Annotated in this window: 26 protein-coding genes, 1 tRNA gene, 1 pseudogene and 1 riboswitch; of the genes and pseudogenes, 17 read left to right on the forward strand and 11 right to left on the reverse strand. The window is 62.8% G+C overall.

The annotated features are described in order from the left end of the window. Positions 1–120: 120 nt before the first annotated feature. Together LDO41_RS08425 and LDO41_RS08430 are read left to right on the forward strand one after the other, a co-directional pair. A complete protein-coding gene (locus LDO41_RS08425) occupies positions 121–498 on the forward strand; it encodes a phage holin family protein (protein WP_223984760.1) in 378 nt (125 codons plus the stop codon). After that, positions 495–1,070 (forward strand): DUF3318 domain-containing protein, encoded by a 576-nt coding sequence (locus tag LDO41_RS08430; protein ID WP_223984763.1) that lies wholly within the window; start codon positions 495–497, stop codon positions 1,068–1,070. The genes LDO41_RS08425 and LDO41_RS08430 overlap by 4 nt, the downstream gene beginning before the upstream one ends. Positions 1,071–1,113: 43 nt before the next feature. Here the strand turns inward: LDO41_RS08430 and LDO41_RS08435 are convergent, their stop codons facing one another. After that, positions 1,114–3,948: an EAL domain-containing protein gene (locus LDO41_RS08435; RefSeq protein ID WP_223984766.1), complete on the reverse strand. Its 2,835-nt coding sequence runs from the start codon at positions 3,946–3,948 to the stop codon at positions 1,114–1,116. Between LDO41_RS08435 and LDO41_RS08440 the strand changes: the two genes are divergently transcribed. The 3 genes and pseudogenes from LDO41_RS08440 to LDO41_RS08450 all read left to right on the forward strand — a co-directional run bounded on the left by LDO41_RS08440 (position 3,937) and on the right by LDO41_RS08450 (position 6,272). Then, complete coding sequence (locus LDO41_RS08440) at positions 3,937–4,125, forward strand: hypothetical protein (RefSeq protein WP_223984769.1); 189 nt, start codon at positions 3,937–3,939, stop codon at positions 4,123–4,125. The two genes, LDO41_RS08435 and LDO41_RS08440, sit on opposite strands and share 12 nt — an antisense overlap. 288 nt (positions 4,126–4,413) lie before the next feature. Further along, positions 4,414–4,657: pseudogene (locus LDO41_RS34335) on the forward strand (helix-turn-helix domain-containing protein); the annotation flags it as partial. Positions 4,658–4,943: 286 nt separating this feature from the next. After that, entirely contained in the window at positions 4,944–6,272 is a 1,329-nt protein-coding gene (locus LDO41_RS08450; RefSeq protein WP_223984776.1) for a HipA domain-containing protein, read from the forward strand. A gap of 61 nt (positions 6,273–6,333) precedes the next feature. Here LDO41_RS08450 and LDO41_RS08455 read toward each other — a convergent pair. The 10 genes from LDO41_RS08455 to ybgC form a co-directional block, all read right to left on the reverse strand. Further along, positions 6,334–6,409: transfer RNA gene (locus LDO41_RS08455), tRNA-Lys, on the reverse strand. Positions 6,410–6,452: 43 nt separating this feature from the next. After that, the gene (locus tag LDO41_RS08460) at positions 6,453–7,568 is read right to left on the reverse strand and encodes a YeeE/YedE family protein (RefSeq protein ID WP_223984779.1); all 1,116 of its coding nucleotides are present in this window, start codon (positions 7,566–7,568) and stop codon (positions 6,453–6,455) included. 59 nt (positions 7,569–7,627) lie between these two features. Further along, a complete protein-coding gene (gene queC / locus LDO41_RS08465) occupies positions 7,628–8,314 on the reverse strand; it encodes a 7-cyano-7-deazaguanine synthase QueC (protein ID WP_223984782.1) in 687 nt (228 codons plus the stop codon). Positions 8,315–8,461: 147 nt separating this feature from the next. Then, a complete protein-coding gene (gene ybgF, locus LDO41_RS08470) occupies positions 8,462–9,217 on the reverse strand; it encodes a tol-pal system protein YbgF (protein ID WP_223984785.1) in 756 nt (251 codons plus the stop codon). A 17-nt stretch (positions 9,218–9,234) separates the two neighbouring features. Next, positions 9,235–9,747 carry a peptidoglycan-associated lipoprotein Pal gene (gene pal / locus LDO41_RS08475; RefSeq protein WP_223984796.1) on the reverse strand — a complete coding sequence of 171 codons (513 nt, stop codon included), beginning with the start codon at positions 9,745–9,747 and terminating at the stop codon, positions 9,235–9,237. Positions 9,748–9,772: 25 nt separating this feature from the next. Next, positions 9,773–11,098 carry a Tol-Pal system beta propeller repeat protein TolB gene (gene tolB / locus LDO41_RS08480; RefSeq protein WP_223984798.1) on the reverse strand — a complete coding sequence of 442 codons (1,326 nt, stop codon included), beginning with the start codon at positions 11,096–11,098 and terminating at the stop codon, positions 9,773–9,775. A gap of 253 nt (positions 11,099–11,351) precedes the next feature. Beyond that, a complete protein-coding gene (tolA, locus tag LDO41_RS08485; RefSeq protein WP_377744217.1) occupies positions 11,352–12,473 on the reverse strand; it encodes a cell envelope integrity protein TolA in 1,122 nt (373 codons plus the stop codon). Between the two features lie 15 nt (positions 12,474–12,488). Continuing rightward, positions 12,489–12,926, reverse strand: a complete 438-nt coding sequence (tolR, locus tag LDO41_RS08490; protein ID WP_223984800.1) for a protein TolR — start codon at positions 12,924–12,926, stop codon at positions 12,489–12,491. A gap of 19 nt (positions 12,927–12,945) precedes the next feature. After that, positions 12,946–13,629: a protein TolQ gene (gene tolQ, locus LDO41_RS08495; protein WP_223984804.1), complete on the reverse strand. Its 684-nt coding sequence runs from the start codon at positions 13,627–13,629 to the stop codon at positions 12,946–12,948. Then, positions 13,626–14,030, reverse strand: coding sequence for a tol-pal system-associated acyl-CoA thioesterase (ybgC, locus tag LDO41_RS08500; protein WP_223984807.1), 405 nt, complete (start codon positions 14,028–14,030; stop codon positions 13,626–13,628). The genes tolQ and ybgC overlap by 4 nt, the downstream gene beginning before the upstream one ends. A 178-nt stretch (positions 14,031–14,208) precedes the next feature. Next, positions 14,209–14,332: riboswitch (ZMP/ZTP riboswitch) on the forward strand. Positions 14,333–14,518: 186 nt separating this feature from the next. Between ybgC and glyA the strand changes: the two genes are divergently transcribed. From glyA to LDO41_RS08560, 12 genes are all read left to right on the forward strand, one after another. Next, positions 14,519–15,766: a serine hydroxymethyltransferase gene (glyA, locus tag LDO41_RS08505; RefSeq protein WP_223984809.1), complete on the forward strand. Its 1,248-nt coding sequence runs from the start codon at positions 14,519–14,521 to the stop codon at positions 15,764–15,766. 80 nt (positions 15,767–15,846) lie between these two features. After that, positions 15,847–16,323 carry a transcriptional regulator NrdR gene (nrdR, locus tag LDO41_RS08510; RefSeq protein ID WP_223984812.1) on the forward strand — a complete coding sequence of 159 codons (477 nt, stop codon included), beginning with the start codon at positions 15,847–15,849 and terminating at the stop codon, positions 16,321–16,323. 161 nt (positions 16,324–16,484) lie between these two features. Continuing rightward, entirely contained in the window at positions 16,485–17,078 is a 594-nt protein-coding gene (pilV, locus tag LDO41_RS08515) for a type IV pilus modification protein PilV (RefSeq protein WP_223984815.1), read from the forward strand. A gap of 62 nt (positions 17,079–17,140) precedes the next feature. Next, on the forward strand, positions 17,141–17,965 hold the full coding sequence (locus LDO41_RS08520) for a PilW family protein (RefSeq protein ID WP_223984819.1): 825 nt from the start codon (positions 17,141–17,143) through the stop codon (positions 17,963–17,965). After that, positions 17,956–18,600: a pilus assembly PilX family protein gene (locus tag LDO41_RS08525; RefSeq protein ID WP_377744200.1), complete on the forward strand. Its 645-nt coding sequence runs from the start codon at positions 17,956–17,958 to the stop codon at positions 18,598–18,600. The genes LDO41_RS08520 and LDO41_RS08525 overlap by 10 nt, the downstream gene beginning before the upstream one ends. Then, positions 18,601–22,512 (forward strand): pilus assembly protein, encoded by a 3,912-nt coding sequence (locus LDO41_RS08530; protein WP_223984828.1) that lies wholly within the window; start codon positions 18,601–18,603, stop codon positions 22,510–22,512. Next, the gene (locus LDO41_RS08535) at positions 22,509–22,937 is read left to right on the forward strand and encodes a type IV pilin protein (RefSeq protein WP_223984831.1); all 429 of its coding nucleotides are present in this window, start codon (positions 22,509–22,511) and stop codon (positions 22,935–22,937) included. The genes LDO41_RS08530 and LDO41_RS08535 overlap by 4 nt, the downstream gene beginning before the upstream one ends. Then, positions 22,934–23,458: a GspH/FimT family protein gene (locus tag LDO41_RS08540; protein ID WP_223984834.1), complete on the forward strand. Its 525-nt coding sequence runs from the start codon at positions 22,934–22,936 to the stop codon at positions 23,456–23,458. Before LDO41_RS08535 ends, LDO41_RS08540 begins: the two co-directional genes overlap by 4 nt. Positions 23,459–23,773: 315 nt before the next feature. Next, positions 23,774–24,460, forward strand: a complete 687-nt coding sequence (locus LDO41_RS08545; RefSeq protein ID WP_223984837.1) for a GspH/FimT family pseudopilin — start codon at positions 23,774–23,776, stop codon at positions 24,458–24,460. Between the two features lie 58 nt (positions 24,461–24,518). Next, the gene (pilV, locus tag LDO41_RS08550; RefSeq protein WP_223984839.1) at positions 24,519–25,073 is read left to right on the forward strand and encodes a type IV pilus modification protein PilV; all 555 of its coding nucleotides are present in this window, start codon (positions 24,519–24,521) and stop codon (positions 25,071–25,073) included. After that, entirely contained in the window at positions 25,070–25,909 is an 840-nt protein-coding gene (locus LDO41_RS08555) for a PilW family protein (RefSeq protein WP_223984841.1), read from the forward strand. The genes pilV (LDO41_RS08550) and LDO41_RS08555 overlap by 4 nt, the downstream gene beginning before the upstream one ends. 2 nt (positions 25,910–25,911) lie before the next feature. Continuing rightward, positions 25,912–26,523 (forward strand): pilus assembly PilX family protein, encoded by a 612-nt coding sequence (locus LDO41_RS08560; RefSeq protein ID WP_223984843.1) that lies wholly within the window; start codon positions 25,912–25,914, stop codon positions 26,521–26,523. The last annotated feature ends 12 nt before the right edge of the window (positions 26,524–26,535 follow it).

Consider the following 26,535-nt stretch of genomic DNA (forward strand, 5'->3'; position numbering starts at 1 on the left):
TGCCGGGGGCCACCTGCTCGGGTCTCCATGCCCAGGGCCTCCCTGCTCGAGGCTCCAACACCGCCGGCCGCGTCGCGAGTCTTTCCGCGTCACGCCTCGCACATTCGTCAAGACCGTCGCATGAGCGAACCCTCTTCCCCGAAGTTCCTGGAATCCCTCCGCAATCTGGGCGGCTCGATCGTGTCGATGCTGCAGACGCGGCTGGAACTGGCGAGCGTGGAACTGGCCGAGGAGCGCGCCCGATTGATGAAGGTGGCGCTACTTGCCTGTTTTGCGCTGGCTTTCTTCAGCATGGCGCTGATGACCTTCACGCTGCTGATCGTCATTCTGTTCTGGGAAACCTACCGGTGGCAGGCCATTCTCGCCATCGTGCTGTTCTATTTCATCGCGGCTGCGGGATGCCTGCTGGTGGCGCGCAACAAGCTGCGCGATGCGCCCCCACTGTTCGAAGCCACGCTCGCTGAGCTCGACAAGGACCGGGAGATGCTGCGCCGATGACCTCCGCCAACGACGATCAGAACCAGAAAGGCCCGTACGCCGACGAACGCGTAGGCGACCGGCCGCGCCGCGATCATCCGCGGCCCGCGCGCTTCTCGCACGAGGTCCGGCTGCCGCTCGCGGTACGCAAGGAGCTGCTGCTCACGCGTGCCGCGCTGGAACGTTACGATGCCGTGCAGGCATTGCAGCAGGTGCGTGGCGGCGCCCGCCGTATGGGCAATGTGAGCGCCTGGCTGCCGCGACTCACGGGACTCTCGCGACCCGGTGGCTGGCTGAAGATGTTTGGCATTACACGCCAGTATCCAATGGTCAGCACCGCGATCACGCTGGCGCTGCCCCTGCTGCGCAAGACCGCGCTGGGCCGCGTCGCCTGGAAGGTATCGAAGCTCGGCGTGGTGGCCGGTGCGGGCTATTTTGCCTACCGGTCATGGCAGGCCGCCCAGCGCCACGATGTCCGTAAATCGCGAAAGCCGGGCGATACCGGCTTCCGCGATCCGCTGGTGCACTCGCCGGCCTCGCCGGCCGAAAGCACGATCGACGCGACGTCACCGATCGTACCGCCGCCGGTCTGAAACCACCGGTGGCCTGAGCGGTGACCCGAACCGTGACGCTGAACTACAGCGTCACCGCGAACCGCTCGTTCGTATCCACGTGCACGCTCGTGCCCCGCGCAAACGGCTGCGGGCGCGCGATATGGTGCCCCTGCGCGTAGTCGATGCCAAGCGCGCGCAGGCGGTGCAGCATCTCCTCGCTTTCGACGAACTCGGCGATCGTGCGTTTGCCCATGGCCTGCCCGATGCGTTGAATCGCCTCGATCATCACGAGATTGACCGGGTCGTCGAGCATCTCGCGTACAAAGCTGCCGTCGATCTTCAGGTAGGCCGCCGGCAAATGCTTGAGGTACGCGAACGATGACATGCCCGCGCCGAAATCGTCGAGCGCGAATGCGCAGCCCATCGCCTGCAACTGCTGGATAAACTTGGCCGCCTGCTTGAGGTTGGCAATGGCGGCGGTCTCGGTGATCTCGAAGCAGATGCCATCCAGCGCCAGCCCGCGCAGCTCGGCCTGTTGCTGCACGAACGCGGGGAAATGGTCGTCCGCGAGCGACGCGCCAGACAGGTTGATCGAACACATCGCGATCGCACCGGGCTGCTCCGCCTCCAGACGCGCGAGCGCGGCAAAGCCAGTCTCGACCACCCAGCGGTCGATCATCGGCATCAGATTGAAGCGCTCGCAGGCCGGCACGAACGCCATCGGCGGCACCAACTCGCCGCGTTCGTCGATCAGGCGCAACAGCAGTTCGATATGGCGGCCGCACTGACCTTCCACGTCCGGCTGCAACGCGACGATTTCCTGCGCATAGAGGCAAAAGCGCCCCGCGGCCAGCGCCGCGTGCACCCGGCTGACCCATTCCATCTCGCCCCGGCGCGACTGCATCTCGTTGTCGTCCATGCGATAGACCTGCACGCGATTGCGCCCGCCCTCCTTCGCCATGTAGCACGCCGCGTCGGCCGCGCTGAGCGCTTCCTCGATCTTGACGATGCTGCCGTCGAGACTCACCACACCGATACTGACACCGAGCGCGAACGTGCGCTGCCGGTGCGCAAAGCGAAACCCCGAGATCGCACGCCGCAGTATCTCGGCCACGCGCGCGCCCTCCTCACCCGAGCAATGCTCGAGCAGCACGCCGAATTCGTCGCCGCCCAGGCGCGCGAGCGTATCGCCCTTGCGCAGCGCCTGACGCATGACCTCGGCCACCTGCCGGATCAGTTCATCTCCAGCCGCGTGCCCGCAGGTATCGTTGACCACCTTGAACTGGTCCAGATCGAGGTACATCAGCGTATGCGTGCAGTCGGTCTGGCGCGTACTGCTGGTGGCCGCGGCCAGCCGGCGTTCGAACTCGGCGCGATTGACGAGGCCCGTCAGCGCATCGTGCGTGGCCTCGTGCGCGAGCCGCGCCGCATGCGCGCGCTCCATGCTCACATCGTGCAGCACGAGCACGACGCCGATTGCGAGCCCCGCGCGATCGCGGATCAGCGCCACCGACGGCTTGACCGCAACCAGCCCGCCGCCGCGCCGTGCCAGCAGCATGATGGCCTGCGTGGGCCAGCGCTCGTGCAGCGCGCGCGAGATCAAGTCGGTAATCGCCGCGCCCGTACTCTCATCCTGCAGCGGACAGGTCTGCGCGAGAAAGGTACCCACGGCCTCCTGATTCGACCAGCCCGTCAGCAGTTCCGCCACCGGATTCAGCGATTCGATGCGGCCCCACACGTCGGTGGTCACCACGGCCTCGCCAATCGCCTGCAGCGTGACCTGCGCGCGCTCCTTCTCGGCGAACAGCTGCGATTCGAATTCCTTGCGATCGGAGATATCGGTCAGCGAACCGGCCATGCGCGCGGGCTTGCCGGTCGTGCCACGCACCATGCGGCCGCGCGAACGCACCCATTGGAAGCCGCCGGTCTTGCGGCGCAGACGGAATTCGACGTCATATTGCGTGCCTTCGCGCAGATGTCGCGACAGTTGCCGCTCGAAGCCAGGCACATCGGCCGGATGCATCAGCGCGAGCAGCGTCTCACGCGCGTGCGGCAATTCGTCCGGCTCGTAGCCGAGCATCTCGGCGCATCGCGGCGAGAAATAAAGTTCGCCGCGATGTGGATGCCAGTCCCACAGTCCATCGCTGCTGCCGGCCACCGCCAGCTTGAGCCGCTCCTCGCTGCCTGTCAGTGCTTCGCGCAAGCGTCGCTCCTGTCGCAGGATGCGATACGACAACCACAGTGCGCTCAGCAGCAGCATCACCACCAGACCGACCGCGCCCCACAGCAGCGTGTCACGCACGCGCCGCGACGCGGTGCCAATGCTGTACGAGAACGCGATCTCGAGCGGCGTGAGCCGCGCGTCGATGTCGGTGATGGCTGTGACCAGGGGTTTCAGGCAAAGGGCATCGCACGCGGAGTCCGCAGCGTGCTCGCGCAGCGCCGTCGCAAGACCGTCGAGCTTGTGGATTTCCTGATCGGCCTCAGCCCACAGCGCGATCGCGCGATCGATCTCGTCGACATTGCGAAAATAGCGGTATAGCCGAATCATCGCCGGAATATCGTCGGGATGATTGCCGCCCGCGATCAGGCCCTGGAATGCCTTGTCGCGATCGAAGTCGTCGTCGCGTTCGAGCGCGATGCGCGCCTCGCGGTCACCGAGCGGCAGCGCGATGGCCATGCGATACGCCTCGAAGTCGACGTCCTCACGCGTCTCGGCAAAGCGCAACAGATGGAGCACCGCGGCTTTCTGGCCTTTGGACCAGAGACTTTCCGCGGAGATGAATGCGCGCGACGCGGATAGCAAGTCGACACTGGCCACGCAAAACAACGCCAGCGCGAAAACCACGGGGACGAACGGCCAGGCGACGCGCAGCACGCGTCCGCCAGCCGGCGGGGATCCGCCATGCTGCAGCATAAAGACTTCCCTTGCCAGCTTCCGCGCAGCCGGCAAATCGTCGATACCTCGGATGAAAGAATGCGGAGCGTCGCCACGACGCGCATGTTGGCGCGTGGCGTAACGTCCATTCTGGGTCACGACGGTGTCGGCGTCTTTAACTCAGACGTATTATTTTTTGCCGGCCCGGAGCAATGATAGAGGCACATCAAGAAAAAAGCGATGTGCACCCGAATGGCAGAGCCCGGCACATCCGCGCAGATCGCGGAGACCGGCAATATGCGAACCGAACTGTGCGATCGCACATTTTTGCAAAGTTAAATCGAGTTAACCGCGCAAAATTCGTCGAACACATAGTTTCAATCCGAATCGAGCTGATTCGGTCGATAAAATCGTCGATTGCACAGTTTTGTCACCATGAGCAGCCGTTGAGGTACCATACTCTACGTTCGCACAGTTTCACCACCGAGGATGGCACGACTTCCTATGCGCTACACGATCAGCAAGGCCTCCGACATCGGAGGCGTAATACGAGCGGCTCGCAAAGCTCAGCGCCTTCGTCAGGACGACGCTGCCGGCAGCGTCGGTGTGAGTCTGTCGTTCATCAACAAGGCCGAAGGAGGCGCGGAATCCGTCCAGTGGGGGAAGCTCTTTCAGATACTGGAGGGCCTGGGTGTCACCGTGACCCTGGACATTCCCGACGCGAGCGAAGAACTGCTGTCGACTCAGTCACAGAGAGCGCAGCACCGCGCCGCGATGCGGGATTTCCGAAATGCGGAGCGTCTCGTTGCGAGTCCCGCTGGGAAGGCAACTACCCCGGCGTCGTTGGAGGGCACTCTCAATAAGGACTCCGCCTCGATAGCAGCGTTGGTGCTGCGCGCCGCGGAGCGCTTACGGGCTACCCAGCCCACCGGGAAGTCACGAGCGGGGATGACTCTGAAGCGTGCGCACCAGGTTCTGGCAACCCACGAACAGACTGATCCAGGCAAGAAACGCCCGAAGAATCCCGCCGACAAATGACAGAACGAACCTTGCTCGCGTCGATCGACCACCAGGTGATCGGTACACTGCACGAAAATCAAAATATCTGGGCTTTCGAATATCATCCGGATTGGCTTGCCAACGCTGACAAATTCGCACTGAGCCCGCATCTTTCGCTTCAGCAGGGCAAACAGGTGGACGGTGGCACCACGCGCCCCTGTCAGTGGTATTTCGACAACCTGCTACCGGAAGAAAAAGTGCGCGAACTGCTGGCAAGCGACGCAAAGCTGCCCGATGTGAGCGACGCTTTTGCGCTCCTTGCGTACTATGGACGCGAGTCTGCCGGTTCCGTCACCCTTTCCTCGCCGGAAACGTACGCCCAGCAAGACCGGGAAACCTCTCTTCGTCTGCTCGGCGACGAGGAGCTGAACCAGCGGATCATCAATCTTCCCAAGATTCCGCTGACGCATGACGCGCCCAAAAAAATGTCGCTGGCGGGCGCGCAGCACAAGCTCCCAGTCGTATTGCGCGATGGCCTGCTTTACGAGCCAAGCGGGGGGGCCACCTCAACGCACATCCTGAAGCCCGACCACCCAGAGGCGGAAAATTATCCGCATTCCGTCGCGAACGAGTGGTTCGTCATGAACCTTGCATTTCGCCTTGGATTCGATGTCCCGAACGTGACGCGCCGCTATGTCCCCGCGCCCGTCTACCTGATCGAGCGGTTCGACCGAGTAACGAAAGATGGATCCATTTTTCGCCGCCACGCGATCGATGGCTGTCAGATGTTGAATCTGGCTCCCACTCGGAAGTACACCAGTTGGTCTCTGGAAGCGCTCTCAGATCTCGCTGAGCATTGCCGAGCTTCCGCCCCCGCGAGGCTCCGTATCTTCCGTTGGTTGGTGTTCTGCGTGATTGTCGGTAACGGGGACTCGCATCTGAAGAACCTCAGCTTTCTGGTCGATGGCAATGGCATCGCCCTGTCGCCGTTCTACGACCTGCTGTGTGACGCGGTGTATGACACCCGCAGCGTCACGGAAAAGCCGCGCTGGCCTGACTTGTCCGAGTTCACCTCGAATGTTCTCGGCGCCAAACGATACGCTGAATTTACTAGAACGCTGCTCGAAGATGCGGGAGAGACGTTAGGTATCCGCCGGAGCACGGCCTCCCGACTGATCGGCGAATTGCTCAGCCAGATGCCTGCGCAAGCCGACGCATTACTCGCTGTGGTCGAAGAGGAAAACCGCGCTCTAGGTGAGGCGCGTCCGGAGCTGGTGGCGAAGCTAACCGGTGAACTGAGACTGTTGCGCGCGGTTCGTCGCATCATCATTCAGGACATGGTCACGAAGCTGACGAATGGTTAAGCAGCACGCGACATGAGAACAAAAAGGGCCTGTGGCGTGCGCCACAGGCCCTTCGTCATGCTGGTGGGTCGTGCGTGACTCGAACACGCGACCAACGGATTAAAAGTCCGCTGCTCTACCGACTGAGCTAACGACCCGAAAAAACAGAATCCGTGATTATAAAGAGGTCCCTATATCGCGTCAAGCCATGCGTTCGAGGCGCCAGAGCTGATAGCGGAACGCGAGCATCGCGCCGATCACGATGGCGGCGAACACGATGAAGGAGCCCACCGCGAGCGTCGAGATGCCCGACAGCCCCTGCCCGATCGTGCAGCCCAGTGCCGTCACGCCGCCAATGCCCATCATCGTGCCGCCGATCATATGGTTGGCCACGTCCTCGGGACCGCCAAACCCTTCCCAGCGAAACGTGCGCGTGGCCAGTGCGCAGACCATCGCGCCCGCGATCACGCCGAATACCGACACGATGCCGATCGTCAGCACCTTGCTCGTATCGCTGAACAGCATCAGCCAGTCCAGCGTGTACGCGTACGGCGCCACGAAGCTCAGGCTCTCCATGCGGCCGCTGTTGGTGGCGACGAAGACTTCCTCTAGCGTGTTCGGGTCCTCGGCAACGTAGCCCAGATGACCCGACACGTACCACATCGCAACGATGATCAGCCCAACCGCGATGCCGCCAAGCAGATTGTCGAAGCTGCGGAAGTCGCGCCCGACGAGCGCCCAGGCGCTGATGGCCAAACCGAGCACGAGACCGAGCGCAAGCTGCAGCGTGCCGCGCGCGAGGCCGGTGGCGTGAGCAAGCAGCGATGGCAGATCCTGTGTGGCCGGCAGCGTCACGGCCACCGCGTCGACGGTATTCACGCGCACCACACCGAACACGCCGCGCAGCGTCATATAGGCCGACAGTCCAAGAAACACGAACACGACCAGCGACTTCAGATTGCCCGCGCCGATGCGCACCAGCGTCTTGCTGCCACAGCCCGAGGCCAGCACCATGCCGAAGCCGAACAGCAGACCGCCGACGAGCGCGGAGAGCCAGCCGAGCTTGGCTGCGGTGTAGATCGTACGCGTCGGATCGATCTGCCCGGCCCACGCAAGCACGCCGGTGCCGATCATCGCCACGCCGATCGCAAGGCCCCACATGCGCAGGCGATTCCAGTCGCCCATGTTCACCACATCGGATATCGCACCCATGGTGCAAAAATGTGTGCGCTGGAGAATCGCGCCAAACAGGAACGTGAGCACGAACGTGCTCCACAGCACGGTCTGCGTGACCGCGGAAAGATTGATCTCGGGCATGTCGATGCTGCTCTTGTTATGAGTTGTTTCTTATTCGAATGGGGACTGCGAAACACGCGTCAGGCCGCGGCGTCCTGGTAGCGCGTGGGATCCGGCACGCCGGCAGCTTCAAAGCCCGCACGGCGGATGCGGCACGAATCGCAGACGCCGCACGCGCGGCCGTCATCATCGGCCTGATAGCACGACACCGTCAGGCTGTAATCGACGCCGAGGCGAGCGCCGGCGCGAATGATCTCGCCCTTGGTCATGTCGATGATCGGCGCATGCACATGGAAGCGTTCGCCCTCGACGCCGGCCTTGGTCGCGAGATTGGCCAGCGCTTCATACGCGGACACATACTCCGGGCGGCAATCGGGATAGCCCGAGTAATCCACCGCGTTGGCGCCGAAGAACAGATCGCGGCCACCCACGGCTTCCGCCCAGCCGAGCGCGAGGGACAGCATGATCGTGTTGCGCGCGGGCACATAGGTAATCGGAATACCGCCGACCGCGCCATCGGTGGGCACGTCGTACGCATCGTCCGTCAGTGCGGAGCCGCCAAAGCGGCGCAGGTCGAGATCGATGATCTCGTGACGCACCGCACCGAGCGCCGCGGCCACGCGCTTGGCGGCCTCGAGCTCGGACGAATGGCGCTGGCCGTAGCGCATGGACAGCGCATACGTTTCGAAGCCTTGCGCATTGGCCATGGCAAGGACGGTGGCGGAGTCAAGACCGCCCGAAAGCAGGACGATGGCACGTTTGGTCATGATGTGGGGGAAGTGTGGGCGAACAGCTGGGCACAGCGGAAACGCGTATTTTATCCCGGCAGCAGGTCACCGGCCCCAAAACAAAAAACCCGCGGTAACCGCGGGCTTTTTGTCATGACCATCCAACCGAGGTTGGCAACTACACGATCACTTGAGCGATTTCAGACGGTTACTCGCCGCCTGCGCGCCTTCGGTGCCCGGGTACTTGGCCACCACGTTCTCCAGCGTCTTCTTCGCGGCCGCCTTCTGGCCGGATTCAAGCTGGTTGTTCGCGATGGCGATCATGGCATCCGGTGCCTTCGGATGCGTGGGGTTGGCATCGACCATGGTCTGCAGGACCGATGTCGAACCCTTGTAGTCGCGCTGCGCGTACAGCGAATTGCCAAGCCAGAACTGCGCGAGCGGCAGATACGGACTTTGCGGATATTTGCGCGCAAACGACGAGAACGCACTGCCCGCACCCTTGAAGTCGCCGCTCTGGAACTGCTTGAGCGCGGCGTCGTACTCGGGCTTCTCGGTGGGCTGGGCCAGGCCTTCGCGACCATCGACGGTGACCTGTTGCGGTTCGAACTTCTTCAGGCGTGCGTCGAGGTCTGCGTAGTAGTCCTTCTGCTGACGCTGCAACGTGTCCACCTGATTCTGCAGCACCTCGTTCTGACCGCGCAGACGGGCCACCTCCTGACGCAGACCCTCTAGCTGGTTCTGCATGTCGAGCTGGACTTTGCTGTTCTGGTCAATGCGCTGCGATGCCGTGGCCTGGAAACCGTTGAACTGGTCCCGCAGGGTAATCACGGCCTTGCGGGCCTCGTCGTCGTCAAAGACGCCGGCGTGGGCCTGGGTGGCAGCGAGCAGACCGCCCGAGACGGCGGCCAGCCAAAGCAAGGTGGATACGCGTGCGTTCATGAAGGCTCGTCCGTGGATCAGTAAACGATGTCGGCGCGGCGGTTTTCAGCCCACGCGGCTTCGTCGTGACCGAGGGCCTTCGGCTTTTCCTTGCCCAGGCTCACGGCTTCCAGTTGAGAGTCGGCCACGCCGAGGGAGTTCAACGAGCGACGCACGGCTTCGGCACGCTTCTGGCCCAGTGCGAGGTTGTACTCGCTGGTGCCACGCTCATCGGTGTTGCCCTGGATCAGAACCTTGCGGCTCTTGTTGGCGTTCAGGTACTGGGCGTGTGCCGACAGCGTGCTTTGGTAGTCGGCCTTGACGCTGTAGCTGTCGAAGTCGAAGTACACGCTGCGCTTGGCCAGCGGGCCGTTCGGATCGTTCAGCGGATCGCGCGAGACGTCAACGGGCTGCACAGCACGGCCGTCGGCAGCCGGCGCACCGGTACCGGCGCCCGACTTGGCGGCGTCGTCGAGCTTCACGCCCGAGCTGCAGGCGCCCAGCGCGAGCAGCGCGGCGATTGCGAGAGTCTTGGTCATCATTTGGGACATGGCGATTTACTCCTCTGTTATTGCGTTATTGCATGAAAGGTCCCCAGGACGGCTCGCGAACATCACCGGACTGGAGGGAGAGAACCTGTTTGGTACGACCATCGGTCGACACCGCTGCCAGTACCGCGCGGCCTCCCACGCGTGTGGCGTACAGAATGTACTTGCCGTTGGCAGCGAAACTCGGCGATTCATCGTTCGAGGTGTCCGTGAGGGAGGTCACGTCACCGTTCGACAGGTCCTGCAGCTGCAGCTTGAAGCCGCCCGCGCGCGTGATGTAGGCCAGGTACTTGCCGTCCGGCGAGATACGCGGACTGACGTTGTAGTTGCCCTTGAAGGTCACGCGCTGTGCCGCGCCGGATTCCTCTCCGGTTGCCGGCATGCGATAGATCTGCGGCGCACCGCCACGATCGCTGGTGAAGTAGATGCTGCGGCCGTCCGGCGCGAACTGCGGCTCGGTATCGATTGCGCTGCTACGCGAGATGCGGCGCAGGCCAGAACCGTCGGCGTTGACGAGATACACCTGCGTGTTGCCATCGCGCGAGAGCGCCACGGCCAGCTTCTGGCCATCCGGCGACCACGACGGCGCACTGTTGTTGCCCTTCTGGTTCGAGACCAGCACGCGCTTGCCCGTAGCAAGGTCATGCACGTACACCACCGGCTTCTTCGCCTCGAACGAGACGTAGGCCACGCGGCGGCCGTCCGGCGACCATGCCGGCGAGATGATCGGCTCGTTGCTGGACAGCGCGACCTGCGCGTTCTGGCCATCGGAGTCCGAGATCAGCAACTGATAGCGATTGCCCACGCGCGACACATACGACAGGCGCGTGGCAAACACACCGCGCTCGCCCAGCAGCTTCTCGTAGATGTAGTCCGCGATCTTGTGCGCGGTCACGCGCAGCTGGCCCGGGGCGACCGTGAAGGCCAGACCGCCGAGGCTCTGTTGCTTGACGGTGTCGTACAGGCGGAAGCGCACCTCGAACTGGCCGTTGGCGGCAGGGGTCACGCTACCCGCGACGAAGGCGTCGGCGCCGCGGCCCTTCCAGCTGCCGAGGTCGACGTTCGCGGTCTCGGCGACAGTGGCGCCACCCGGATCGACATTCTTGAAGCGACCACTGTTGACGAGGTCGCTGCGAATGATCGCGGTGAGGTTGATCGGGGCCTGGGCTTCGCCCTGGAAGTTGGCTGTGGCAATCGGAAACTGCGTCGAGCCGACGCCTACGATTTCCACATTCAATTGGGCGTGCGCGATACCGGCGGACATCGCCAGTGCCGCAGCAAGCCATGCCATCAGCGCAAGACGTACATTTTGGCGCCGCGCGGACAGCCAGTTGGGGGCCCAAAGCTTTCGCATGCTGCTCCTCAAGTCGATTTCAAGATTCATCGGGCTCGGCGAACGGCAAGATCAGCAAGACACTTGGTGCGGCTGGCGCATCCATCCGTGCTTGCGTACGTCTCGCACACTGCCGGCTGCGTCAGGCAACCGTTCATGGTAGCGACCAGGTCAGTCTCCAGCGATGAAGGTTGCATTCTGTTGCAAATCATGGCTTTGCTGTTTTATTCGCGCTGCGTTCGTGTTTCGATTCGCCTTACTGTCGGCTCCGGATTCAATTTCGCGGGCGGAACGAAATCGAGATACTGCTCGGCGCCTTGCCATTCTCGTCACGTGGCAGCGGGCTCGAGGCCTCCACGGCCCGTACCACGGCTTCGTCCCAGCCGGCGTTGCCGCTGCTGCGCGACACGCGCGCCGACAACACCGTGCCGTCCGGGGCGAGTTGCACTGCGACCACGGCGTTCGGATTGCTCGAGGTATCGCCGCCGTAATTAACGTTCGGCAGTACTTTTCGGCGCACACGATCGGAGTAGCCCGGCGACGCGTTGCCGCCGGCGCCCGCGCCCGAGCCGGTGGCATTGCCCACGCCACCGCCACTGGAACCGCCGCTCACGGCCGGACCGCCACTCGCCAGTGCCTTCAGGCGCGCGAGTTCGGCATTGCGCTGCGCGTCACTCTTGGCCTTCGCATCGGCGGCGGCCTTGGCCTTCGCCTTGGCTTCATCGGCGGCCTTTGCCTTGGCATCGGCATCGGTCTTCGCCTTCGCGTCCGCATCGGCCTTTGCCTTGGCGTTGGCATCCGCCCTGGCCTTCGCGTCGGCCTTGGCCTTGGCGTCGGCCTTCTCGTCAGCTTCCTTGCGGCGCTGCGCGTCCTGCTGTTCCTGTTGCGCCTTCTTGCGCGCGTCTTCCTTGCGCTGCGCTTCCTGCTGCTGCTTCAGCTCGTCCTGACGCTGCTGCTCTTTACGATCCTGCTCCTTGCGCTGCTGCTCCTGGCGCAGGCGATCCTGACGCGCGGCCTCGTCCTTCGCAGCCTGCTCCTGCGCCAGCTTGCGCTTCTGCTGCTCGAGCGCGATATCGGCGTCTTCTTCCGCCTTGCTGCGTACCTGCGGCGTGGGAACCGGCTGCGGCTGCACCGTCGGTTGCGGCGGCGGGGGCGGTGTCGGGGCAACGTCCGGGATCTCGTCCCAGAGTTCGGCTTCGCCACCGACGGGCGTGCTGCTCTGCCAATGCACGCCGAAATACAGCACGATGCCAAGCAGCACGTGCATGAAAAGCGCAAGCAGGAACGAGCGCAGCGTGCCGCGTTCCTTGACGGGCTCGTACGGATACGCGGCACGCGCCGCGCGGGGCTGGCGCGGCGGACGCGAAGAGGGATGTTGCGAGGACAGAGTGGCCACGAGAGGACGCGACGCTTATTTGGACTTCACCATCAGACCGACGCGCTTCACGCCGTCGGCCTTCAGCACCGACATCACGTCGAGCACCGCTTCGTACTTGACGGCGCGGTCGGCGGCGATCACCACCGGCTGATCCGGATTCTCGTTCTGGCGCTGGTGGACAAAGTCCAGCAGACCGCGCTTGTCGAGCTTGCGATCGAACGTGTTACCCGACGCGTCCTTGCCGCGCGCGGTCAGCGAGCCGTCCTCATGGACGGACACCACGATCGGCGGCGCCTTCTGCTGCGGCGTGGCATTGGCCACGGACGGCAGATCGACGACGGAAGGGCTCACGATCGGGGCCGCCACCATGAAGATGACGAGCAGCACGAGCATCACGTCGATGTACGGCACGACATTGATTTCCGCGCTGGCACGGCGGCGCGAACCGCCACGACGCTGGATGGCTGCCATATCTGTTAGCTCCGTATGCTCAGCGGGTCTGCCGCTGCAGGATGTTCAGGAACTCTTCCATGAAGCTTTCGAACCGGATCGCCAGACGGTCGATCTCGGTGGCATAGCGGTTATAGGCGATCACCGCCGGAATCGCGGCAAACAGGCCGATCGCGGTCGCGACCAGCGCTTCCGCGATGCCAGGCGCCACCGAGGCGAGCGTCGCCTGCTGGACATTCGACAGACCGCGGAACGCGTTCATGATGCCCCACACGGTGCCGAACAGGCCGATATACGGGCTGACCGAGCCGACCGAAGCGAGGAACGGCAGATGCGACTCCAGCACGTCCATTTCCCGCTGGTACGCGGCCCGCATCGCGCGACGCGCGGCATCGAGCAATGCGCCGGCATCGCTGCTGCGCTCGCGCGCTTTCAGGAATTCACCCATGCCCGACTCGAAAATGCGTTCGAGCGCGCCCGTGTTGTGGCGATTATTCACAGCGCTGTTATAGAGCGCCTGCAGGTCGCCACCCGCCCAGAAATCCCGCTCGAAAATCTCGGTCTGCGAGCGCGCGGCGCGCAGCGCGAGGTGCTTGCGGAAAATATAGGTCCACGAGAACAGGGACATGACCAGCAGCAGGGCCATGACGGCCTGTGCCAGCAGACTGGCGTTGAGCACCAGCGAAATGATCGACAGGTCTTGCGTGACGGTCACCGGATTCATCGAGTCTTCTTTATCGTTTCTAGGACGGGATTGGGAATCGGAGCCGGACGGAAAGTGCTTTTATCGACGCACCCCACCCGAATCGCCCCGGCCGCCAGCAGGAGTTCATCGCGCCATGCTTCCTGGGCGAATTGGACCGAAGCCGGCCCCACCCGTTCCACGCGCGTGCGAATCTCCAGCTGGTCGTCCAGCCGGGCGGGCGCATTGTATTCGACGGCCGTACTGCGTACGACGAAGACCACGCCAGCTTCATCGGCGAGCTTCTGCTGTTCGATGCCGAGCGAACGCAGCCACTCCGTGCGGGCGCGCTCGAAAAACTTGAGGTAATTGGCGTAGAACACCACACCGCCTGCGTCGGTATCTTCCCAATACACGCGCAGCGGCCACACGAAAATCGACATGGGCGGCATTGTAACGGAGTGGAGCGCACATCCGTGGTTAACCCGCAGACGACTTTGCAACAGCAAGTTGCGAGCCAGCACTGGCGCGGCTTTGCGGGGCGCGGCCGATTTGTGACGGAGCACAGTTGGGGGTCATTTGCAGGCCGGCGCGCGAAGCGTTAAACTCCGCATCAACCATTCCATCTTGCGCGACTGGCGAAGTCAGTGGGTACTACCACGAGGAAGCGCAAGCTCTCTGGCATGCCGTATGAGATTCATGCAATTTCGTGCGAACATGCCTGCCGCTCGCCTGGGCAGCGAATGGGAAGCAGGGTGCGCCCTGTGCCGTCTATCCCGTCTGGAACGGGGTCGTTGGCACGGATCGCCGATGCCTTCCCGCACGCCCTACCTCCACAGTTTGCAGTAGCCTGTTTCCAGAATTTTCCGATGCAATGTGACGTAAATTGCAATCGGAGCTATCTGAATTCTCTTTTTAGACGAGTGACGCCATGTTCGAACGCAGCCGTTTCACCATCGACCAGATCGACCCCGAAGTCTTCGCCGCGATCCAGAAGGAAAATCAGCGCCAGGAAGACCATATCGAACTGATCGCTTCCGAGAACTACACCTCGCCGGCCGTGATGGCCGCGCAAGGCTCCCAGCTGACCAACAAGTACGCCGAGGGCTATCCCGGCAAGCGCTACTACGGTGGCTGCGAGTACGTGGACGTGGTCGAGCAGCTCGCGATTGACCGCGTGAAGCAGCTGTTTGGCGCCGAAGCCGCCAACGTGCAGCCGAACTCGGGCTCGCAGGCCAACCAGGGCGTGTTCTTCGCGATGCTCAAGCCCGGTGACACCATCATGGGCATGAGCCTGGCTGAAGGCGGTCACCTGACGCACGGCATGGCGCTCAACATGAGCGGCAAGTGGTTCAACGTGGTCAGCTACGGTCTGAACGCGCAGGAAGACATCGACTACGACGCGCTGGAAAAGCAGGCGCACGAGACCAAGCCCAAGCTGATCATCGCGGGCGCTTCGGCATTCGCGCTGCGTATCGACTTCGAGCGTATCGCCAAGGTTGCCAAGGCAGTCGGCGCTTACTTCATGGTGGACATGGCTCACTACGCGGGCCTGATCGCCGCGGGCGCGTATCCGAACCCGGTGCCCCACGCCGACTTCGTCACCACCACGACCCACAAGAGCCTGCGCGGCCCGCGTGGCGGCGTGATCCTGATGAAGGCCGAGCACGAGAAGGCCATCAACTCGGCCATCTTCCCCGGCATTCAGGGCGGCCCGCTGATGCACGTGATCGCCGCCAAGGCCGTCGCGTTCAAGGAAGCGCTCACTCCGGAGTTCAAGGCCTACCAGGAACAGGTGGTGAAGAACGCCGCCGCGCTGGCCGAAACGCTGATCGCGCGCGGCCTGCGTATCGTCTCCGGCAAGACCGAGAGCCACGTGATGCTTGTGGACCTGCGCGCAAAGCAGATCACCGGCAAGGAAGCCGAGAAGATCCTTGGCGACGCGCACATCACGGTGAACAAGAACGCGATTCCGAACGACCCGGAAAAGCCGTTCGTGACCTCGGGCGTGCGCCTGGGCTCGCCGGCCATGACCACGCGCGGTTTCAAGGAAGACGAAGCACGCCTGGTGGGCAACCTGATCGCCGACGTGCTGGACAACCCGCACGACGAAGCGAACATCGCCAAGGTGCGCGAGCAGGTGTCGGCGCTGACCAAGCGCTTCCCGGTCTACGGTTGATCGGCATCTGACCGACCCCCCCTCTTCCGCACGCCCGCGCGCGGGAGAGGGGCGCCCACCCACTCAACAGGCGGCACGGCATGAAATGCCCTTTCTGCGGTCACTCCAATACCCAGGTTCTCGATAGCCGTGTTTCCGAAGACGGCGACACCGTGCGCCGCCGCCGGCGTTGCGAAACCTGCGATCGCCGCTTTACCACCTACGAACGCATCGAACTGTTCTTCCCGGCCATCGTCAAGAAGAACGGCTCGCGCGTCGAGTACGCGCGCTCCAAGCTGCAGGACTCGATGCGGCTGGCGCTGCGCAAGCGCCCTGTCTCGGCCGAGGCAATCGACCTCGCCATCACGCAGATCGAAGAGAAACTGCTCGCGCTCGGCGAGAAGGAAATCCCGAGCAGCCAGCTCGGCGAGCTGGTCATGCGCGAACTGCGCAAGCTCGACAAGATCGCGTATATCCGCTTCGCTTCCGTTTATCGCAGTTTTGAGGATGTGTCGGAATTTCGCGAAGTTATTGAAGAATTCTCAAGTACGCCGCGCAAACCCTCTCGCAATGGTTAAATTCCACTGCGACGGCACCTTCTGATGTCAGTCGCAGCGCGCAGCGTGTCGTAACGATCCAGAGACATCTCGCGCGTACAAATCGTCGCCCCCCGACCAATATTTGACAACTGCGCGTGACAACTGCGTTGCCCGCGTAGTCATTGACGGAGGGCACGCCCATGTTTCTGCGCCGCACGCGCGCGAATGCCGGTTTCACCATGATCGAGTCATTGGTGGCCGTTCTCGTCCTCGGCGTCGGCGTGCTGGGCGTGGCGAACTTGCTCGCCAACTCTCTCCGTTTTTCCCAGCAGTCCACTTATGAACTCGTAGCGTCGTCGCTGGCGAATGATATGGCGGAGCGCATGCGCGCCAATGCGGAGCGGGTACGTGACGGAGGCTATAGAGGCATCGATACCGCCACCGTGACATCTCGCGGTACAAGCCTTCTTACCAATGCCTGCCAAGGACAGGAGTGTGCGCTACTCAGGGAACGTCAGGACATCAAGGAATGGACGCGCCGAGTGACGGCGAGCCTGCCGGGTGGACGTGGCGTGGTGTGCGCCGACGCAAACCCGCTCGCGCCCGGCGCGCGCGACGCGTGGAACTGCGCGGCGTCCACAAGTGGCGCCCAGTCCCCGCTTGTGATCAAACTTGGGTGGGTGCCTCGGACAGCGAGCAATAGCGACGCAAAGGTGCCATCCGGGCGCGGCGCCGATGACGGCGTCGCAGTCGTGCAGCTGGTTGTCGTAACCAGCCCGCTGACTGGAAAATGAGAGCGCATTCCGCGCGACCGGCGCCACGGGCACGATGCGGCGGCTACTCACTTGTGGAACTCATGACTTCGCTCGTGATGGGGATGATCATTCTTGCCGCAGGTTTCGCGCTCTATACGATGAGCCGCAGCAACCAAAGTGCCATCGCCAACAGCACTGCGCTCGACGAGCGTGGCTGGCTCGCCTTCAATGCCGTGGCCAGCCAACTGCGCCAGGCCGGCTATGCGCCACCGGGAGGTCTGGAGAACATCCCCACGTCCATGCTGCACGGTCTCGACGCATGCGGCGACCCAACGAACGTCAGTGGCGTATTGAAATGCTCGGGCGCGCGCACCGAAAGCGATGCGGTGCTTATCCGATTTTTTGGCTCGAGCCCGCCCGGCACGACAACGGCCGACAATACCGTCATCGACTGTGCTGGCGACGGGGTGCCCGCCCCGCACGGCGAACTCCCGCGTGGCGCTTCCCTTCTCTTTGTTCGCAGCGGCACCAATGGTACTCCGGCGCTCGTCTGCCGCAACGGCATCGATGCGAGTTCCGGAGATATCGAACTGATACGCGGCGTCGAGCGTATGGAGTTGCTCTACGGCGTGTCCACGGCCAACGACAATATGCCGGACAAGGTCGTTTCGGCGCGAGACATGACCGCCGAGGACTGGCGCATGGTGGCGACGGTCACCGTTTCGCTGCTGGTCCGCGGCGAGCACCCGCGGCGCGGTGCGACTCCCGCCAGCACGCTGTGGATGTTCGGCGACTCTCACGACGACCCTGCCTATCGTGTAGATACGACCACACAGCCCGAAGTCGCACGGCGCCTGTTCACGGGCACCGTACAGTTGCGGAACCGACTGAGTTGTAGCGCCGCAGGGGGCAAATCGTGCCGCTGACGGCGTCGACGACAACCGCTCGCCGGTGGTGTTTGCAGGGTAAGCGAAACAACGCCAGTAGAGGCATAGCCCTGATCACGACACTGACCATGCTCATCGTGGTGATGCTGCTTGCCATCACCGGCGCTCGCGTCGTGCTGGATGGCAAACGCAATGCCCGCAACATGCGGGACCTGGACATCGCCTTTCAGGCGGCGGAAGCCGCGCTAAGCGACGCGGAACTTGATATCGAGGAATCCCCGGGCGCGAACACTCGCTCCCATCTCTTCTCCCCGCAATCAGCACAAGGGTTCGCCATAGGTTGCAATACCGGTACTGGCGACAACACGGCTTACCTCGGGCTCTGCCTCCCCAGTAGCGATCAGATCAGCGTCTGGAACGAGGTTGACTGGGATGTCACGACCAATCCCCGTACCGTGGCTTTCGGCACATTCACCGGAAGATCCTTTCAGACAGGTGCAGGTGCCATGCCGTCGCGGCCGCCACGTTATCTCATCGAACTGTTGATCGACCGGTCCAGTGGCATGAGCGCTGATGAGCAACGGTACCTTTATCGCATCACGGCAATCGGCTTCGGGCCGAATGGGGACACACGCGCCATGGTGCAGTCCGTTTATCGCAAATCCAATCGCTAAATGATCTTCGACCTGATCGCACAAGGAACGCGGCGCCTGTGGGCCATTCTGCCGGCCAGTCTGATGGCTTCCGCGCTGGCGGCACCCTCGCAGCCCACCATCGACATCGCAACATCGCCGCTATCACTATCGCTCGAGAGGGCGTATCCCAACGTTCTACTCACCCTGTCCGTGGAGTGGCCTACAGCCGGCGCGGCGTATCGTGGCAGCTACGCGAAGACAGAGGAGTATGTGGGCTACTTCAATCCGCGTCGATGCTATACCTACGATGAAAAGCTTGGGTATTTCGTCGGCAGCGGCAACACGGACAGCACATACGAGTGCGAAGGAAAGTTCAGTGGCAACTTTATGAACTGGGCCGCCGCGTCGGCCATCGATGAGTTACGTATGGCAATGACAGGTGGTGACCGCGTTATCGATAAACGCGATCAGACCGTGCTGCAGCGGGCCTTGGTACCGTCTTACGCCTTCCGGTTTCGGCAAGTATTTCCGGCGAAGGTACTCGATGGCAGCGGAAAGAGTAGCAGACCATCGGGCGTTACGCCGTTCAAACATGGCGAACTACACATAGCTTCATGCGGCAATCACGTTTTCTTCTCGCCGATCTACGATCAAAGCGCGACGTGCGATCGACTGGGCAGCTATAACGATACCGCCACAGAACGACGCGCGTTCCGGGCCCAGGTAATGGTCTGCGACCGCGATGAGGCGCTATCGCGCACCGAACTCTGTCACAGCTACAACGGCCGCGACTACAAGCCGATCGGACAGATGCAACGGTATGCAAGCAAAACGCGCTTTGCCGCATTCAGCTATCTCAACGACAACTATAGCAACCGCTATGGCGGCGTCCTCCGTGCACCGATGAAGTACGTTGGCCCCACGGCGACGGACTCCAAATTTCGACCCATCGCTAACTCAACGCCTGAGTGGGATGAGAACGGCGTGCTGCGCGTCAATCCGTTGGGCGACCGCACTTATGGCCAGAGCGGCGTGATCAATTATCTGAACAAATTTGGCCGCACGAGCCTTCCCGCCATGGATGGCCCGCCAGCGACCGACCGCCTCGACAACCCGTCCGGCAACTACAAGGGAACCGATCCGATCAGCGAGTTGTTCTACGAGAGCATCCGTTATTTGCAGTACCACCCGGATGGGCCGACGCCAGAAGCATTCGGTGCGGGCTGGGAAAGATTTACGGATAAGTTTCCCGCTTACAACAAATGGGAAGAAGATCCGCTGTTGGGCAGTTGTCAGCGCAACTATGTCATCCTCATCGGCGACATCGACGCCAACCTCGACCATTACGTCCCGGGCAACAGCAAGCCCCCTAGTGAAACTTGGGACGCTGTGCGACCCGTTGATACATTCTCCGGTTTTGACGTAATGAAATGGACTAACAAGGTCGGTGCGCTGGAGACGAATACGCCGGAGGCTGGCAACCGCCATCCTCTGCGCAGCGCGTTCCTGAACCTTGGCAGGGGCTATCAGGTCGTGCCCTATCGCTCCTACTACCTTGCTGGCACCGCATACTGGGCCCATACGTCTGAGTTCAACCCTAACCGGAAGGAAGCTCGGGTCACTACCTACGCCATCGATGTAAATCAAGGCGGCGACGGTACCGTCCGCGATACGGAGCGGCAATCACAAATCTATCTCGCGGCTAAATATGGAGGCTTCCGAAACGAACTTGCCGACGGTGGCAATGGCGACGGCAATCCATTCCTGGCGCTCGAATCTGGCGGCACGGCGGTACCTAGCAACAAGGAGTGGGAAGCCGCGCCACCAGGTTCGAATGTTCCGTATAACTGGTTCCTCGCAAGCCAGCCCCGCAAGATGATCGACGGCATAAAGCAGATCTTTGAGCAGATCGCAAGCGGCTCGGCGGGAATGGGCGGCATGGCCGTCAACACTTCCCGCATCCAGCCTGGCAGCACCGCGGCCATGGCGTTCGTGCCGGGATACGACGTGCAATGGAACGGTACGCTCACGGCCTCCCCGCTCGCCGCGCCCAAAGGAAAGAATGCACCGATAGCGTTGTCTTCGCCGCAGTGGGAAGCCGGCGAACGTCTTGGTGCGCGAAAGTTCGAATCCCGATCGATTTTCTCGCTTGGCGGCACGGGCCGCGCCATCCCATTTACGTGGGACTCACTCGATAGCGCGCAGAAGAGCGCGCTCGATGCCGACCCCGAGACGGGCAAGCCCGATGGACGTGGCGAGCAGCGCCTCAATTACCTGCGTGGCGATCGGAGCCAGGAGCAAGCCACGCAGGCGGTAGTACGCCCGCTGCGGCCACGCCGCACATTGCTCGGCGATGCCGTCAACTCCGGACCGGTGCATGTGGGGAGCCCGGCGGGTGCCGGCAGGAGCGAAGCCTACGAAACGTTCAGGTCGAAGTATGCGTCGCGTGCGCCAATGGTGTATCTCGGCACGAACGACGGCATGCTTCATGGCTTCGATGCGCGGACGGGGTATGAGGTTTTCGCCTACGTGCCCCGCAGCGTCTTCCGCGATCTGAACCAGCTCACCTCCCCGAGCTATTCCCATCGCAATTTCGTTGACGCCACACCCGTCACAGGGGATGCGCAGATCGGCGATACATGGCACACAGTGTTGGCCGGCGGATTGGGCGGCGGCGCGCAGGGGCTGTACGCGCTGGATATTACCGACCCCGAAGGCAGCCGGCGCGGCCGCGCCTTTGGCCCCGGTGACGTGCTGTGGGAATTTACGGACAGGGACGACCCCGACATGGGCAACGTCATGGGTACGCCCTCCATCGCCCGCTTGCGCACGGGATACGATGCGCTCGGCAAGCCGGTCGAGGCATCGTTCGTTGTGACGGGTAACGGTCTGAACTCCAATCTGGCGGATGGTGATGCCAGTTCCCGCCCCACCAGCGCATTGTTCTTGTTGCGGATCGACAAGCCGCTCAGTGAACCGTGGAAACTCAACAAGAATTATTTCAAGATCGTCACGCCTCGCAGTGTTGAGCCAGGGGTGCTAAACGTTCCCAACGGGCTGAGCGCGCCGGTCGTCATCGCCAACGCCGCCGGCCTCGTACATACCGTATATGCGGGCAACCTGCTGGGGCATCTATGGAAGTTCAATCTTGAAGTCCCCTCGTCCAGTTGGCACGGAGATACGAACGGCGTATTTCCCGTTTCCGCTACAACCATGAGGCCGGAGCCACTGTTTCGCGCAACGTCGGCGGCAGGTGACATTCAACCCATTACGATGGCCCCGAGCGTCGCTCACGCCCTCGGTGGCTACATGGTGCTGTTCGGCACGGGCAAGTACTACGAGTTGAAGGACACGCAACCGGATCAGCCTACGCCCAACGCGTTCTATGGCATTTATGACGACGGCAAGCAGTTCGTGCCTGACCGGAGCCTTCTGCACGAGTTGAAAACGACGTCGGCGCAAGATGGGGCGGCGGTCGCATGGCATAGCGACAGTGGCCCCATTGGATGGGACAGGCCAGCGAAGCCAGGCTGGCTGCTCGATTTCTTCGACCCTGCGGAAAGACAGACTACAGCGGCGACCCTCGCTAACGGATTCGTTCATTTCAATTCGTTGACGACCAGCACCCAGACCTGCAATTCGCCTGGTAACAGCCGCAGCTACTCGGCCAACATATTGACCGGAATGCCTGCCGACCGCGTCTCGGGCAAGCTCTCGACAGACGGAATTCTCGGCCCCCCCCTGAGCCTGGCCATAGGAACGACGTTGGAACAGCGGAGCAATACCGGCCAGATCCGTCAAACCGAGACGCAACAGGTATTGACGATGGGTACGACGGGCAAGACCACATCGTCGACACCCACCACCGCATCTTCGATTGCAGGGCGTCTGAACTGGCGCGAGATCCGCAATTTCGGGCAACACGGCAGCTGGAGCCCGTCAACACCATGAACCGATCCTTATTGCCCTCTGCGGGCTTTACCTTGATCGAGCTTGTCACGGTGATCGTAATCGTCGGATTGCTGAGCGCGTTTGCCTATCCCCAATACATCCAGCAGACGCGCCGTGCGGATCGCGCGGATGCTTCCGCGGCGCTGCTCTCGGCGATGCAGCAGTTCGAACAGCATTACTCGGACACCAGCTCCTACTACCAGCCCAAAACGAACAAGCTCTGGGATGGATATCGCAAGAAGTCCGAGAGCGAACGCCACGCACTGTCGGCAAAACTCTGCGGCGCGGCGAACGGTCATTGCGTGGAGATCCGCGCCACGCCCGTTCGCGCGGACGAAGTATGCGGGGCGCTCGTGCTTCGTAGTACGGGGGAGCGACTGATCTGGAAACAAGACCGGTACGAGACCAGAAAGGAGTGCTGGTGAACCACCACCAGCGAGCCCCCCAATGCAAGGGCTTCACGTTATTGGAGCTGGTGACGACACTGGCCATCGCCGCGATCGCGCTTGCCGCGGTGCTACCCAGCGCCGGTGCATTCGTGCGTGAGCATCGCGTCGCCGCTGCCGCCGAGCGGCTGGCGTCGGCGCTGACCCTGGCGCGTACTACGGCCACGGCCAGACGCAGCTACGTGACCGTCGCCCCGCTCGGGAAAGGGTGGCCTGAAGGATGGCGCGTGTTCATCGAGAAGGGCCAACCCGATGGCGTGCTCGACGCGGCCGACACGCTGATTCTCCACGAAGATCGCGTAGCGTCCGATCTCACCACCACGACACGTGGCACGTTACCCCTCACGTTCACGCCACTGGGGCATATGCAAACGGCCGGTCGGCCGACCGACTCCGAGCGCATCGACTTTCGCATCGAAAGCGCGACGCGCGTGGTGGAAATCGGCACGCGGGGGCGGGTTCGCGTCTGCAATCCCGCAGGAAAGTCTTCGGCTTGCTAGCCGCGGCATTTTCGCCGACGCAACACGAGCCACTGGCTTGTGACAGGACTGTCTGAATTTCGCGACGAAACTCAGCGCAAGCGGGTGAGTTTCCTGCCTTACCCCACGAAAGGGGTAGCTATTTGATTAGAAAAGCCGTCTAATCTGCCCAGACCTTCCCTCGGGTTAGGGAAGGGTGTATTTCCGCGAGCGCGCATCAGCATATCAAAGCGACCCCGGGAATCGACGTCTGAACGTCGGTTCGAATGAGGGCAAACATAACCGCGCGCAGCACAACAAAAGCAAAAAAGAAGCTCCATTTTTCGGACGGGAGTCATGATGGGTCAGTCTGTCTGCCTGTGGGCAGTGGGCTTGCTGGCGTCTGCGCAGCCCACGGCGGCCCCTGCATCGGGACAAGCGGCAAGCGAGGGCATTGCCGCCGGTGCGACCGTGTCGCGTCACGGTTTGTCGCGCTCCTTAGAGCGCGGCGTCGCCTATGGTCGCGCTGTTCGTGCGACACGCGGCTTTACGCTGATCGAGATGCTGGTCGCCGTGACCATCCTCGGCGTGCTCGCGATGGCCGCGCTGCCGAACTTCAGCAGTTTTACCCATAACAGCAAGATCCGTGCGGAAATGTCGAGTTTTGTCAGCGACATGGAGACCGCGCGCAGCGAAGCCGCGCGCCGCAACGCCGCCATTACGATCTGCCCGAGCCAGGACGGCGCCGCGTGCTCCGAGGACTGGTCGCTGCCGCGCGTGATCTTCTTCGATGCCAACAACGATGGTGCCTACGGTAACGGCGACGATCTGATCCGCCGCGGCGACACGCCGCCCGCGAAGATCGTCATCACCGCGACCGACCTCGCCGCGCCGACCTACGTCCGCTTCCGCTCGTTCGGCACCTCGAACTCGCCGACAGCCACCTGGCAGATCTGCGAAAGCGGGTCCGCACTCTCGGGCCAGACGCTCTCGATGACCGGCAGCGGCAAACCGTATATCCAACAGCAGACTCCCTGCTCCTGACGCCATGTCACGACTCCCTTTGCATGCCCACCGCTCCGGCAGGGTCCCGCGTATCCGCGTGGCACGCAACGCGGCCGGTTTCTCGCTGATCGAGGCACTTGTCACGATCGTCGTGCTGTCGTTCGGCGTGCTGGCGCTAGCGATGCTGCAGGTGCAGACGCTGGTCGATACGCGCACCTCGGCGGGACGGAATATTGCGGCGGAGATGGCTTATAACCTCGCGGATGAGGTGCGTGCCAATGTCGCGGCCTTCGATGCCGGCGCGTTCAAGGAGTTGCCGACCGCCGCGCCCGCGCAGGTTGCCGCGTGCTACGGCGCGGGCTGCACCCCCCTGCAAATGGCCACCACCAGCTACGCCACGTGGCGCAACGATCTGCAGAGCGCGCTGGGTCCCGACAGCGAAGGATACCTGTGCATCGACGGCACGCCCGATGACGGCACCGGCGCCGCGGACAATCAATGTGACAACGCGCCGGGCGCACCTTACGTCATCAAGATCTGGTGGAAGGAGCACACGCAGCGCACCGCTGACAACCAGCCCAATGCGCCCACGATCGCCTTGCGTTTTGTCACGTCGTTCGTCCCCTTCCCCGTCGTTGCTGCCGCGCCATGAGACATATCTCCCGCCCCCTCTCGCGCCGCAACAGCGGCTTCACGCTCGTCGAGATCATGGTCGGGCTGGTCATCAGCCTGTTGCTGCTGCTTGCCGCGAGTTCCATGTTCATCGCCCAGCAACGCACCAACGCCACGCAGGGCGACCTGGCCGAGATCCACGAAAACGCGCGCGCCATCTCGCAGTTGATCCAGCGCGAAGCACGCCAGGCTGGCTATTCGGATTTCGTCTTTGCCAACAACACCTTTGGCGGCGCGGATAGCCTCTCGGCCAGCAATGACGACGGCGTCAATGTCTCGGACTCGCTCACGCTGCGCTACTTCGGCGCGGCGCTGCCCGGGGCCGACCCGTGGGCCGCGCCGGGCACGCCGACCGCGGCCGCTCCGGACGGCACCGTCATCGACTGCACCGGCAAAGAAGTCAATGCCAACTTCCTGACCGCCGAGGTGTTCTCTGTGGTGCAGGCGCCGGACGGTACGCCCTGGCTCCAATGCTCGGTCAACGGCGTCAATACGCCGATGTTCCCGAACGTGGAGTCGCTTCAGGTCCTGATGGGCGAAGACACCGATGGCGACAAGACCATCGACCGCTTCGTGCGCCCCGGCGTGGCCGACGTGAACAAGGTGCGGGCGCTGCGCATCTCCTTCGTATTGCGCGGGAAGAGCACGACGAATCCGGCGCCCAGCACCGCCGCGATCAATCATTTCGGCACCGGATACGCGGCCGGCGACGTGGCGCCCGCCGGCGATGCCGGCAGCATCTTCAATCTTCCGGCCGATGGCCGCCTGCGCAAGCACTACGCGTTCTACGTCGCCATTCGCAATCGTCTGAACTAGACATGAGCCCTCGAACCTTACGCCCCACCCGCTCCATGCGCCCGACCCGGCAGCGCCAGCGCGGGATCTCGTTGATCCTGGTGCTGCTGTTCCTGGTCATCCTGACGCTAGTCGGCGTGTCCGCCAGCATGTCCAGCCGTTCCGCCGAACTGATGTCGCGCAATGCGCGGGACCAGAACATCGCGCTGCAGGCTGCCGAGTCGGCGCTGCGTGACGCGCGCCAGGATATCGGCACCACACGAGACCTGCAGAAGGAAGGCAGCGTCGGCGCATCCGATACCTGCGACCTGCCTACGTACAAGGGCTACTGCACGCCGGCCTCCATCGGCCAGCAGCCAAGATGGGAGCAGTACCTCGAAGATCCGCTGCGTTCGGTCGAACTGGGCGAGATCACGGCCCTGAAGCCCGAACAGAAGATGCCTACCACGGACACGGCCAAGGGCAATGGCGTGTCGCGGCAGCCGCGCTACATCATCGAGCGCGTTCCCGATCTGAATACCGGGAACCCACTGACGCCGGGCGCGGCCCCATCCGTCGTATATCGCATCACTGCCGTGGGGTATGGGGCCAGCGCTACCACCCGCGTGATGGTGCAGGAAGTGGTTCGCTTCTGAAGACCTGTTTTC

The sequence above is a fragment of the Cupriavidus pampae genome, from assembly GCF_914271485.1.
Lineage (GTDB): Bacteria > Pseudomonadota > Gammaproteobacteria > Burkholderiales > Burkholderiaceae > Cupriavidus > Cupriavidus pampae.